Here is a 12,862-nt window from a genome sequence, read left to right as displayed (position 1 = left end):
ACAATGCGCACATGTTTGACGTCCGTTCTATTCGCCTTGTCGGCATTCGCGGGTCCGGTGGCGGCCGGCGCGGCAGACCTGGCCGCCGCCCCGCCTTCGCCGGCGCCCGTCGCCGAAACGCCGGGTGACGGCTGGCATTTCGAAGTCACGCCCTATGTCTGGATGACCGGCATGTCGGGAAACGTCTCGCCCTTCCGGCGGGCACCCACCGTTCATATCGACAGCAGCTTCTCGGATATCCTGGAAGAGCTGAACCTTGCCGGTTTCGCCAATGCCTGGGGGACCAATGGAAGGTTCGGGTTCTACGCCGACCTCATGTATGTCGACACCTCCGAGAGCGAGGCCTCCGGCCCGGTAACCATTCCCGCCTACGGCATCACCGTGCCGGGTATCGATGTCAGCGTCGACAGCACGATCTTCACCGGCGCGCTGTTCGGCGCGGTGCGCCTTGCCGACACCGATGACTTCCGCCTCGATGCGCTCGGCGGCATCCGCTTCGAGCGTCTCACCACGGAGGTCTCCGCCGTCATCCCGTCGGTCCCGCTCGGCTACAGCGCGAAAAGCGATTTCGGCTGGATCGATCCCGCGCTCGGCTTCAGGATGGCCTATGATTTCGGAGACCGCGTCAGCCTTGTGGGCCAGGCCGATGTCGGCGGTTTCTCGGTGGGCTCGGACCTGACCTGGCAGGCGATGGCGACGGTCAATTACCAAATCACCAGGGCGACCGCCCTGTCCTTCGGCTACAGGTACATGTCCATCGACTATGATGACGACGGACATGTTTTCGATACGGTTCTGCAGGGCCCGACGCTCGGGCTGAGCTTCAGGTTCTAGAGCATTTCCGGTGAAAACGGGATCACCAGAAATGCTCTATCTATTTGTTTTGACGAATTTTCACGGACGCCAGGTGGCTCCACCTGACTGCGAAATGCTCTAGAGACTGTCAGCCCTGACGGTTGACAGGCTTTCCTGCTATGCAGGATACTCGTCGTTGCGCCACAACCCTCGACGGCGGAAGTGACATAAAAACAAGCTGGGTGCTTGCGTGCGTATAACTGGTCCAATGCTCCTGCTCATGGCGGGACTACTTCTGTCGTCTTGCGCGTCTGCGGACGGCAGCCCCGTGATTCCCTTCTTTGGCGCCTATTTCCCGTCCTGGATCGCCTGTTCCCTTATCGGCATTTTCGGATCGATCATCGTCAGGCTCGTGTTCATCAAGGTCGGGCTCGATGATGTGATGCCCGTTCGGGTGATCGTCTACCTTTTCCTGGCAATCGCCATCGGGCTTGCCTCATCCCTCATCCTGTTCGGACGGTAGAGCCATGCTGAGCCCCAAGACCGCGGCACTCGCCCTGATCCCCATCGTCGTCATTGGCGCGACCGCCTTTCTCGGCTGGAAGCACATGGCGCGCATGGGCGCCGATATCCTGTCGCAGGACGCGACGCTGACGGCCCCGATCACCCAGATTTCCTCGACCGTGCCCGGCCGGATATCGCAGATCCTTGTCTCGGAAAACGACAGGGTCGAAAAGGGGCAATTGCTTTTCGAGATCGACGATGAGTCCTACCGGCTGCTCGTGGTCCAGGCCGAAGGCGACCTGAAGGCCGCCGAGGCGATGCACGAAACCCAGAAACGCAATATCGAGGCGGAAGGGGCCAATGCGGAGATCGCCCTGCAGCAGATCGAACGCGCCCGAGTCAATCTCGAACTCGCGCAGGAAACCCTCGACCGCCTGCTGCCGCTCCAACCCAAGGGCTACATCACCGATCAGGAAGTGCAGGATGCGCGCACGGCCAAGCGCGATGCAGAAGTATCTCTCGAACAGGCGTTGCAGCAGAGCAAGGCGGCCGACGCGCTGGTCTCGTCCCCGGAGGAAACGCTGGCCCTGATCCAGAGCCGCAGGGCGGCGCTCGACATCGCCCGGCACAATCTCGCCAACACCAGGATCTACGCCCCGCATGATGGCCGGGTCGTGGGTTTGACAACATCGAGCGGCCAGTTCGTCGCCTCCGGCGCGCCGCTGTTCACGCTTGTCAACACCGGCGAGTGGTACGCTTCGGCGCTCTATAGGGAAGCGGAGCTGAAAAACCTGACAGCTGGCACCTGCGCCTCGGTCTATGTCATGGCCGACCGTTCCGTCGAGGTGAAGGGCGTGGTCCAGGGCATCGGATGGGGCGTGATCTCGGGCGGCGCGATCGATATTCCGAGCGCCCTTCCCTATGTGCCGAAGGAACTTGACTGGGTCAGGATCGCGCAGCGCTTCCCGGTGCGCATCAAGCTCATAGACCCCCCGGAAAACCTGATGCGCATCGGCGCATCCGCCTCGACAGTGGTTCGCCATGGCGAGCACTGCTGAGCGCAGCGACTTCAGGCGGCGGTCGCACCGCCTGATCGAAGACCTGATGCCGTTTCCGGGACGGCTGCGGCTGTCATTGTCGATCGGCGCGATCTGCGCGATCTCGACCGTGCTGTCGATGATGTACCATTTCCCGGAAGCCGCCATCGGCTGCTATCTCGTGATCTTCCTGATGCGCGCCAATGCCGCAGAGAATGTCGTCACCGGCATCGGCATCATCATCGCTGTCAGCTTCGTGGTCTTTCTGCTGATCGGCATCATCAACCTCACGATCGACCATCCACCGGCGCAGATCGCCGCGATCGTGATCGCCTCGTTCATCTTCCTCTATCTCGATTCCGCCACCAAGGCCGGCGAGCAGGCCGGCATCGTCGCCCTCGTGATCGCCTTCGTTCTGACCCTGCTCGGCAATGTGCCGATCGGAGAGGTCGCGACCCGGGCCGTGCTTTATGCCTGGGCGATGGTGTTCGTGCCGATGGCGGTGATGGCGGTGTATAATCTCCTGTTCGGCATCCCGCCGCAGAAACTGCTGCGCGAGGCCATAGCCGAGCGGCTGGAAATATCCGCGGCTGCACTGGAGGGAGACGCCTATGCCCGGGAAAGGCTGATCGAACTCATCGGCGAGGGTACCGCCGAGCAGGAAAAGCGGCTTCTGCTGATCAAGCTGCTCTCGATCCTTCGCGGCCCCGCCTACGCGTTTCTGGAACGGACCCAGTCCCACAGCTATCGCCTGATGCTGGCCGTCTCGGCCCTGCCGGAGGACGGCCATGACGAAGGCGCGGCGCGTCAGCGCTTGGCTACCGACTGCCGCGCGCTCGCCGACGCCGTGCTTTCCAGAAAAGACCTTCCCGCGGTGACGGCGGACAGTCCGGCGGAACTCGAAGCGGTTGCCGGCACGCTCGCGGACCTCGCCCGCGTGGCGCCGCTCGAAAAAGGCGCCCCCGTGGTCGACCCGCCGGTCGCGCCCGATATCTTCTCGAGCCCCCGCCACCTGCATTTCGCGCTGAAGACCACGCTTGCCGCCGTCACCTGCTTCTTCATCTACACCGCGATCGACTGGCAGGGCATCCACACCGCGATGATCACCTGCTATGTCGCGGCGCTCGGCACCACCGGCGACACGGTCCACAAGCTGGTTCTGCGGATCACCGGCTGCCTGATCGGCGCGTTTTTCGGCCTGATCGCCATCCTGTTCGTGATACCGCAGCTCGATTCGGTCGGCGGGCTGGCCTTCCTGATCTTCGCCGTGGTTTCGCTTGCCGCCTGGGTTTCCACAGGCAATGAGCGCATTTCCTATGGCGGCGTCCAGATCGCGCTCGCCTTCCTGCTGACGGTGATCCAGGGCTTCGGCCCCGGCACCAGCCTGAGCGCCGCCAGCGACCGCATCATCGGCATCCTGCTCGGCAATGCCGTGGTCTATGTGATATTCACCAATATCTGGCCGGTCAGCGTCAAGGACGAGGTCAAGCGGCGCACGGCGGCGGCCATCGCCAAGCTGAAGTCGCTTGCGGGCGCGGAAGGATCGGTGCGTCAGGCCTCGACCGGGCTTCTCGCATCGATCCAGTCGGATCTCGGCGTCATCCGCGAAGCGGTTGACATGGCCTCCTATGAACCGCGACATATGCGTCCGGGCAAAATGGAGCGCGAGGGTTATCGCCATGATGCCGCCCTGTTGGGGAACCTGTCGCTGGCGCTTTACTTCAGGCCCGGGGTCGATGACGAGACGCGGACCACGCTGGCTGTCGCGGAACAACGACTGGACGCCGGGCAAACCGCCGGAACAGAAGAAGCGGCCGTGATGGACGAGGCGGGAACGGGAGAGAGCCGATGAAACGACACCTCATGCCTGCCCTGGGCAGCGGCATGTTGCTTGCCTTGATGTTGGCGCTCTCCGGCTGCGTCGCCGATACGCTCGCGCTTGCGCCGCAATCCCCGGATAAGCAATGGCAACCGGCCGATGGCGAGGCAGGCGAAATGCGCCGGCAGGCCGAGGCGAGCGGAGCGCTGGCGCTCACCGCCCCGGCGGTGGACGAGAGCAAGGTCTACAGCCTGCCGCAACTGATCGACCTCGCCCAGCGGACCAATCCCGATACCCGCGTGGCCTGGGAACAGGCCCGGCAGGCAGCCCTTGCCGTCGGCATGGCTGACGCGACCTATCTGCCCGTGATCACCGCCAATGTCATCGGCGGCAGCAATGACAATGCCGCCGAGCTTCCGATCCCGATCGGCGGCAGCGCCTATTTCAACTCCAATATTAACGGCGTCGTGCCATTCATGGCGTTGCAATGGCTTGCCTTCGACTTCGGCGGCCGCAGCGCGGTCGTGGAAGGCGCGAAGCAATTGTCGCTTGCCGCGAACTACCAGTTCAACGCCACCCACCAGCGCCTGACCTTCGAGGTCACGAGCGCCTTCCACGATTACAACGCCGCCCGCGCCCACAGCCGCGCCGCCAGCCAGGCGCTTGCCAACAGCCGCACCGTTTACGACGCGATCAAGGCCCGGCGCGAGCGCGGGCTCGCGACCTCGGTCGATCTCGCCCAGGCCGAGCAGATCGTGGCGCAGGAGGAACTGCGCGTGGTCCAGGCGCGCGGCGGCGAACAGGATACCTATCAGGCGCTGCTCGGCGCCATCGGCGTGTCGCCGATGACGAAGCTGAAGATCGTGGATACCAAAGACCGGCGGCTTCCCGCCGCCGCGAACATGCCGACCCAGACGATGATCGAGATCGCGCTTGCCAACCGGCCCGATATCTTCGCCGGCTATGCCGCGCTGGAGGCGAGCCGCCAGGGCGTCAGGAAGGCGAAATCCGACTTCATGCCGAAGATCGGCGTTTTCGGAACGCTGTCCACCTACCAGACCGAGCTCGACGCCGCCGGCCTGCCGGCCGTGGAAAACAACGGTCTCAACGGCAACATCATGTTCGGCGCCACGATCCCGCTCTACGACGCCGGCATGCGCGATGCCAATCTGAAGCAGGCCCAGAGCCGGGTCGAGGCCGCCGAGCGCAGTTTCGACCAGTTGAAAGATGCCGCCGCCCGCGAAATCGTGGTCGCCTCCAATGCGCTAACCACGGCGATCCAGGCCAATGATTCCGCCGTCAAGCTCCGGCAGGCGGCCTACAAGACCTATGATTCCGCGCTGGAATCCTACCAGAGCGGCGTCGGCACGGTTTCGGCGCTCGCCACGGCGCAGAACGGCCTGCTCGACGCGCAGCTCGCCGAGGGCGATGCGCGCGAGGCCGCATTCACCGCCGCCGCCAATCTCGCCTTCGTGCTCGGCACATCGACCGCAGCGACGACGCCACGATAACGCAAAAGCCGCTCCTCGCGATACGCCGGGACAGAGCGAAGCATTGAGAGCCGGGAAGAGAGAAACGCATGCACGCCCGCAGTTCGATCCCCTTGTGGAGCCTGTTGCTGCCCATCGCCGCCCTGGTGTGGGCGGCACTTGAAATGGTGGGCATCCTGCACGAAACCGCCATGCTGTTCGTGCTTCCGGCCGTCCTGCTTCTCGGCGGTTCGGTGTTTGCCTCCGTGCTGCATGCCGAGGTGCTGGGCGCGCGTCTTGGCGAGCCGATGGGCTCGATCATCCTCGCCTGCTGCGTGACGCTGATCGAGGTCGCGCTGATCATCTCGATCATGCTCTCCGGCATCGAAGGCGCGGAAGAAGTCGCCCGCGACACGGTATTCGCGGCCGTGATGATCGTCCTGAACGGGATCATCGGCCTCTGCCTCGTGCGCGGCGGCAGGATATATCACGAACAGACCTTCAAGCTGCCTGCCGCTTCCGCCGCACTCGCCGTGCTCGGCACGCTCTCGACGCTCGCCTTCGTGCTTCCCAATTTCGCGATCTCCGGCGCGGACCGGCAATATTCCTGGGCACAGCTTCTGGTCATCAGCCTGTGCTGCCTTGTTCTTTACGGCGTGTTCCTGTTCGTCCAGACCGTGCGCCACCGCAATTACTTCGTCGATGAACCCGAGGCCGCCGCGACGGATGCTTCTCACGGCGAGGATTTCTTTCCCGAACACCCAGAAAAACCATCCGCGCGGATGACGGCGATCAGCGCCGTGATGCTGCCGGTATCACTGCTGGTGGTCATCCTGCTTGCCGAGGCCCTGTCACACCCGCTCGACCTCGCCATCTCCTCCGCCGGCCTGCCGCACGCCCTGGTCGGCGTCGTGATCGCGGCGCTCGTCCTGTTGCCGGAAGGGATTTCCTCGGTGCAGGCGGCGGCGCGCAACCGGATCCAGCAGAGCATCAATCTGGTTCTGGGCTCAGCGCTCGCCAGCATCGGCATGTCGATCCCGATCGTCGCGCTGGTTTCGATCTTCATCGGCCAGCAGATCACTCTCGGCCTCGAGCCGGAACAGATGGTGATGCTGCTGCTCACCCTGTTTGTCAGCACGCTCACGCTTGGCACGGGACGGACGACGGTGCTGCAGGGGGCGGTCCACCTCGTCATCTTCGTCGTCTTCGTCCTTCTGGCACTGGTGCCCTGAAGGGGCGACAACCAACGGAGCACATGCAACAATGCTTGACTGGCTGGCAACCACACTGCGCGACAACGTCGAAATCCCGCTCTTCCTCGCCCTCTTCGCAGGTTACACCCTGGGACGGGTCAAGATCGCGGGAATATCGCTCGGCGATGTCACGGCGACGCTTCTGGCGGCGCTGGTGATCGGCCAGATCGGCATCACCGTCTCCAACGACGTCAAGACCATCTTCTTCGTGTTCTACCTGTTCGCCGTCGGCTACAGCGCCGGGCCGCAATTCGTGCGCGGGCTGTTTTCCGGCGGCCTGCAGCAGGCGGCGTTCGCAGCCCTCGTCTGCCTCATGAGCCTCGGCGCCGTCTACCTTGCCGTCCGGCTTGCCGGATATGATGTCGGCATCGCCGCCGGGCTATACGCCGGCTCGACCACGACATCTTCCGCCCTCGGCCTCTCCCAGACCGCGATCTCCCAATCTTCGATCACCGCCGCGGCCAGGGCCAGCGCGGACAGCATCCTGCCGGCCGCCTTCTCGATCAGCTACGTCATCGGCACGTTCGGCTCGGTGGTGATACTCGGCATACTGGGCCCGAAGCTGATGCGGGTCGACATCGCCGCCGCCTGCCGCGACTATGTCCGCCGGGTGGGCGGAGGAAGCGACCGCAGCGGCAGGGGCACGGCCTGGCACCAGTATGTCGCGCGCGCCTACCGCGTCGACGAGCAGTCGCCGCTGAACGGCCTGACGATCTTCGCGGCCGAGCACTTCTTCAAGGGGCACCGCCTGTTCATTGCCCGCCTGCGGCGCAACGGCGCGATCACCGAGGCGACCGCCGACACGGTGCTCGAACCGGGCGACGTGCTGGCATTCGCGGGCGAGCGCCACGTGCTGCTCGGCGAGATCGGCAGGGTGCTGGCCGAGATCGATGACGCGGAGCTTCTGGGCGTACAGGTCGAGGGCACGGACATTCTGGTGACGGCGAAGAACATCCACCGCAAGTCGCTTGCCGAACTCGCCCACATGCCCGAGACGCGGGGGATCTTCCTGACCGGGATCCGGCGCGGCGCCATGTCCGTCGACATTCCGATCCTGCCCGACACCCGGCTCTACCGCGGCGACGTCGTCACCGTCGTCGGGCGCTCGGCGGATATTTCGGCGGTGGCGCGCAAGTTCGGCTATCTCGACCGCGAGACCAATCGCGCCGACATCGCCTTCATCGCGGCCGCGATCATCGTCGGCGCGCTGATCGGTTCGCTCACGCTGAGAGTCGGCTCCGTTCCACTGACGCTGTCGACGGCCGGCGGCGTGCTGATCGTCGGCCTGCTGTTCGGCTGGCTGCGCTCGATCCGTCCGGCGTTCGGGCGGGTGCCGCAGGCAACGACCTGGTTCATGAACTCGATCGGGCTCAACATGTTCATCGCCGTCGTTGGGCTTTCAGCGGGGCCGAGCGTTCTTGCGGGGCTGAAGGAACTCGGCTTTATCTTCGTGCTGTGGAGCATCTTCGCGGCGGCACTCCCGATGCTGCTGTCGATCTATATCGGCAAATACATCTTCCGCTTCGACGACGCGATCCTGCTCGGCTGCTGCGCCGGCGCGCGCACGGCCGCTGCCCCCCTCGGCATGATCACCGACAAGGCGGAAAGCCAGATCCCCTCCCTCGGCTTCTCGGTCCCCTACGCGACCTCGAGTACGATCCTGACCCTGTTCGGCATCGTGATCGTGCTGATCAGCTAAATGAAAACGTCGCGAGCCGAAGCCATGAAACAGAAAACCCGGAACGCCGCGACAAAGCCTCATGAAGAGGCGCGCGGACCCTGGCCGTTCGTTACCCTGCGCCGCTATCACAGGGCCGGCCGGCCGGTTCTGTGGCTTGCCCGCGACCACCGCAAGGGCCTGTTCCGGGAGCGCCGCGCGCTGGAGCACACCCGCGCCGCGCCATGGCATACCGCGCGCTACAACTGGATCATGGGCCTCGTCTTCGTCATCGGCTCGTTCCTGTTCATGCTCGGCAGCGTGCTGTCGCTGTTTCCGGCGCTGACCCGGGGCCTGCCGGACTGGACGGCCAATGTCACATTCTTCGCCGGGTCGATACCGTTCACGACCGCCGCCTACCTGCAGCTTTTCCAGGCGGCCAATGCCGATGACGACTATACCAGCGGCAGCAAGAGGCCTTCCCTTCTGGGATGGGACCCGAAGAGCGCCGGCTGGATCAGCGCGGCGACCCAGTTCGCCGGCACGATCGCCTTCAACTTCAACACCTTCGATGCCCTGAACGCGCCCACCGGCTGGCTGATGCAGAACGCCGTGATCTGGCTGCCCGGCATGATCGGCTCGGTGCTGTTCCTGGTCTCGGCCTATCTCGCCTATATCGAGACCAGCCATGCGCATAATGTCCGGCCGCGCCGCGAGATCGCCTGGTGGATCGTCGCGATCAACCTGCTCGGCTGCATCGCCTTCATGATCGCGTCGATGGTCGCCTATGTGCCCCGCGGCAAGGACCCGCAATGGGCGCTCGACGCCTCCAACGCCAATCTCTGGTTCGGGGCGCTCTGCTTCTTCGTCGCGGCCGGTCTGAGCATGGTCGAGGCACGCCATGCGGCGCATTGAAAAATGGCGTCTGATATGCTGAAACCAAACGAACAAGGGGGAAATCAGATGCCGGAAATCACCCGAACCCGCAAAAACGCAATCTTTGCGCCGGCAGCAGGGCGATGCCTTGACCACGCGCGACTGTTCAATCGGACAGTGCACCAAAACACGCCGTCACGCTAATCTAAACCTTCAGCCGCAACCGACACACACCATCAGTCCAGCGAAGCTCCAAAGAGGACTCCATGTGCACATCGCTTCTTCTCAAAGACCTTTCAGGCTCCGTTTATGCCGGGCGTACGCTCGAACTGCCGGTGGAACTGCCCTATCTCGTCGCGTACCTTCCAAAGGGCACGCGGCTTTCATCGAAAGCCGGCGACCACGCGCCGCTGAATTACGACTGCAAATATGATGTGTTCGGCATCGTCGTGCCCAACGGCAGCGCGGAAGACCTCAAGGTTGTCGAGGGGTTGAACGAAGCCGGCCTCAACTTCAGCCTGCTCGCCTTTTCCGAAACCCATGGCCCGGATGACACCTTCGCTGCCGACGTGCCCGTGCTCTCCGCCATCGATCTCGGCGCCTGGATGCTGGCGCGGTTTTCAAGCGTCGCCGAGGTCAAGGCCGCGCTGGAAGAACAACCCGTTCTCGTCGATCCGCTCGCGGCCCTCGGCGGCGGCGTGCCGCCCTTCCACTACACCGTTCACGACAAGACCGGCGCATCCATCGTGATCGAGTTCTTCGACGGCGAGCGCCATGTGTTTGACAATCCGACAGGCGTGATGACCAACAGCCCGCGCTTCGACTGGCACCTGACGAACCTCAACAACTACACGCATCTGAGCAATGTCGACCATTCGAACGCGACGTTTCTCGGCCAGGACTTCATCCAGCCGGATTCAGGCATCGCCACGGTCACGCTGCCTTCATCCGACACCGCCGTCGATCGCTTCGTGCGCGCGGTCTATTATGCCAATTTCTCCGAGAAGACGGACGGCCAGGAAGCGACCATCAGACAGCTTGGCCACGTGATGAACAAGTTCGATCGTCCCAAGGGCGCGTCGATCTATTCGAGCGCGAAAGCCAGCGCGCTGACCAAATCAGCCGGCGACCTCACGGGCCAGTCCTCCGAAACCCCGCCCGAATTCATCACCGAATACACCTCCTGGATCACGCTGATCGACCTTGCCCGCGGCGCTTTCTTCGTTCGGACCTATAACAGCCTGGGATATGTAAGGTTCGATTTGTCCACGCTGAAGGAGCAGGTGTCCGCGCCGAAAATCATTCCGCTCGAGGCGCTCGGCCAACACGCATCCGACGCTCGCGGGCTCATGGTTGCGCACTGACCGTTGCTTTCGGCAAGCCGGTAAGGGGAAGCGCTCTGCGGCTTCGCATGATTGCCTCCGCTACCGTTGGCGACCGGCCTATTCAAGCTGCGCCATCAGCATTTCGGAATGCGGCGATCGGCTCATACAGTATGAGTCTTCAAATCCGGCGCCTCGTGGCCCACTTGGTTCGGGTCTCCGGATTTCGCCGCCTGAGTTGGCATGATCCTCAACGCACGGAGCGCGTTCAGGATGACGGCAACGTCTATCAATTCCTGAAGCATCGCGCCCTGGACGGGCGTCAGATACCCGAAGGCAGCGGCAATCATCCCCGCAACGGAAAGGCCAATACCGACCGCGACACTTTCAAGCGCGATCCTGCGCGATCGCCGGGCGATCTCGATCCCCGACAGCAGGTGGTCAAGGCTGTCGACCAGCAGAACCACGTCCGCAGCCTCTGCCGAGGCTGCGGCTCCGCGCGCGCCCATGGCGACCCCGATATCGGCCGCGGCCAGCGCTGGCGCGTCGTTGACGCCGTCGCCGACCATCATCACCGGACCGTTCTTGCGCTCGGTCAGAACCAGAAGCACCTTTTGGTCCGGCGTCAATTCGGCTCGAACCGCATCAAGCCCCAAACCGTCGGTCACGGCCTCTGCCACCGCCCGGCGATCCCCGGTCGCCAACAGGATGCGCGTGATCCCCTGCCGGCGCAGTCCTGCCAGAAGCCCGGCGGTGCCCGACCGCAACGCATCCGCCATCACCAGATGCCCCATGAGCTTTCCGTCGACCGCAAGCGAGACGACAACGGAACCCGCCGCCGTGACCGCGCTGTCGGCGTCAGCCTTCCCGCCCTGAGAGGCGACGAAACGCGCGCCCCCGACCACCGCCTTCCGGCCCCCGATGGTTCCCGAAACGCCTTCGCCGGGCATCTCGACCACGTTTTCCGGAACCGGCAGGATGGCGTCACGCTGCTGGGCCGCAGAGACGATGGCCTGAGCAATCGGGTGTTTCGACGCCTGATCGAGGGCGGCGGCGAAATACAGGACCTCGTCCTCCGACATATCGCCAAGCGTCTTGATTGATACGAGTTGCGGGCGTCCGTCGGTCAGCGTGCCGGTCTTGTCGAGAATCAGCGTCTTGATCCGCGCCAGCGCCTCCAGCGGCTTTGCGCCCTTGATCAGAACGCCGAACTGGGCCGCCCGCGACATGCCTGCGACCAGCGCCACCGGCACGGCCAGGATCAGCGGGCAGGGTGTGGCCACGACCAGAACCGCAACGGCGCGGATCGGGTCGCCGGTTGACCACCACGCCGCCGATGCAAGGGCAAGGGTCACGGCGAGAAATATCAGCGACCAGCGGTCGGCCATGCGGGCCATCGGAGCCTTCGACGCCTGCGCCGCCTCGACCAGCCGGACGATCCCGGCATAGGTGCTTTCGGCGGCCCGCCGCGTTGCCCGCAGATCGAACGCTTCGCCCGCATTGGTGGAGCCGCTCATCACATCCTGGCCCCTGTCCAGACGCACAGGCATGGCTTCGCCCGTCAGCGCCGACTGATCCAGCACGGCCCGGTCGCTTTCGACCGTGCCGTCAACGGATGCGACATCGCCCTGACGTATCAACAGAAGATCGCCCGGCGCGATGGCGTTCAATGGCACCTCATCCAGCGCGCCATTGCTGTACCGCGTCGCGGTTCGTGGAACGCGGGACAGAAGATCGCTCATTTCGCGGCGGGCGCGGCCTTCGGCAAAGCTCTCGAGAAAGGTGCCGCCCGAATACATCACGGCCACCACCGCCGCCGCGAGAGTCTCGCCGACAAGCAGGGCGGCCGACATTGACAGAACCGCCACGATGTCGAGCCCGACCTCGCCCTTGGAAAGGCCGCGCACGATCTCGATCAGCAGCGCGGCAAGGACGGGCGCCACGCCCGCCGCCCATACAAAGTCCGCCGGCCCTGGAAGGCCGGCCACCCTGAGCGCGAGCCCCGCAGCCAGCCCGAGCGCCGCAATGGCAAGCAGAGCGGTCTTGAGATGATTGGGAAGCCACGCGTTCATGTGAGAGATCTGCCTCTGGTGACGGCCTGAAAACACAGGAGCCAGGAATTTCCGGACA

Annotated in this window: 10 protein-coding genes; 9 read left to right on the top strand and 1 reads right to left on the bottom strand. The window is 64.2% G+C overall.

Annotation, left to right across the window (positions count from 1 at the left end; genetic code table 11):
- Positions 1–3: 3 nt before the first annotated feature.
- The 9 genes from HQ843_RS12380 to HQ843_RS12340 all read left to right on the top strand — a co-directional run bounded on the left by HQ843_RS12380 (position 4) and on the right by HQ843_RS12340 (position 10,774).
- Complete coding sequence (locus HQ843_RS12380) at positions 4–834, top strand: porin family protein (protein WP_180898029.1); 831 nt, start codon at positions 4–6, stop codon at positions 832–834.
- 289 nt (positions 835–1,123) lie between these two features.
- Complete coding sequence (locus tag HQ843_RS12375) at positions 1,124–1,318, top strand: YtcA family lipoprotein (RefSeq protein ID WP_246710363.1); 195 nt, start codon at positions 1,124–1,126, stop codon at positions 1,316–1,318.
- A gap of 4 nt (positions 1,319–1,322) precedes the next feature.
- On the top strand, positions 1,323–2,357 hold the full coding sequence (mdtN, locus tag HQ843_RS12370) for a multidrug transporter subunit MdtN (protein WP_180898031.1): 1,035 nt from the start codon (positions 1,323–1,325) through the stop codon (positions 2,355–2,357).
- Positions 2,341–4,188, top strand: a complete 1,848-nt coding sequence (locus tag HQ843_RS12365) for an FUSC family protein (RefSeq protein WP_180898032.1) — start codon at positions 2,341–2,343, stop codon at positions 4,186–4,188. The genes mdtN and HQ843_RS12365 overlap by 17 nt, the downstream gene beginning before the upstream one ends.
- Complete coding sequence (locus tag HQ843_RS12360) at positions 4,185–5,666, top strand: TolC family protein (RefSeq protein ID WP_180898033.1); 1,482 nt, start codon at positions 4,185–4,187, stop codon at positions 5,664–5,666. Before HQ843_RS12365 ends, HQ843_RS12360 begins: the two co-directional genes overlap by 4 nt.
- 68 nt (positions 5,667–5,734) lie before the next feature.
- Positions 5,735–6,856 carry a calcium:proton antiporter gene (locus HQ843_RS12355; RefSeq protein WP_180898034.1) on the top strand — a complete coding sequence of 374 codons (1,122 nt, stop codon included), beginning with the start codon at positions 5,735–5,737 and terminating at the stop codon, positions 6,854–6,856.
- Positions 6,857–6,887: 31 nt separating this feature from the next.
- Positions 6,888–8,576, top strand: coding sequence for an aspartate-alanine antiporter (gene aspT, locus HQ843_RS12350; RefSeq protein ID WP_180903496.1), 1,689 nt, complete (start codon positions 6,888–6,890; stop codon positions 8,574–8,576).
- Positions 8,577–8,600: 24 nt separating this feature from the next.
- A complete protein-coding gene (locus HQ843_RS12345; protein ID WP_180898035.1) occupies positions 8,601–9,449 on the top strand; it encodes a YrhK family protein in 849 nt (282 codons plus the stop codon).
- Between the two features lie 227 nt (positions 9,450–9,676).
- Positions 9,677–10,774 (top strand): linear amide C-N hydrolase, encoded by a 1,098-nt coding sequence (locus tag HQ843_RS12340; RefSeq protein ID WP_180898036.1) that lies wholly within the window; start codon positions 9,677–9,679, stop codon positions 10,772–10,774.
- 122 nt (positions 10,775–10,896) lie between these two features.
- On the opposite strand, the gene HQ843_RS12335 is transcribed toward HQ843_RS12340, so the two are convergent.
- Complete coding sequence (locus tag HQ843_RS12335; RefSeq protein ID WP_180898037.1) at positions 10,897–12,804, bottom strand: heavy metal translocating P-type ATPase; 1,908 nt, start codon at positions 12,802–12,804, stop codon at positions 10,897–10,899.
- Positions 12,805–12,862: the final 58 nt, after the last annotated feature.

It is taken from the genome of Martelella sp. NC20 (assembly GCF_013459645.1).
Lineage (GTDB): Bacteria > Pseudomonadota > Alphaproteobacteria > Rhizobiales > Rhizobiaceae > Martelella.
This window is presented reverse-complemented; position numbering and strand designations above follow the sequence as displayed.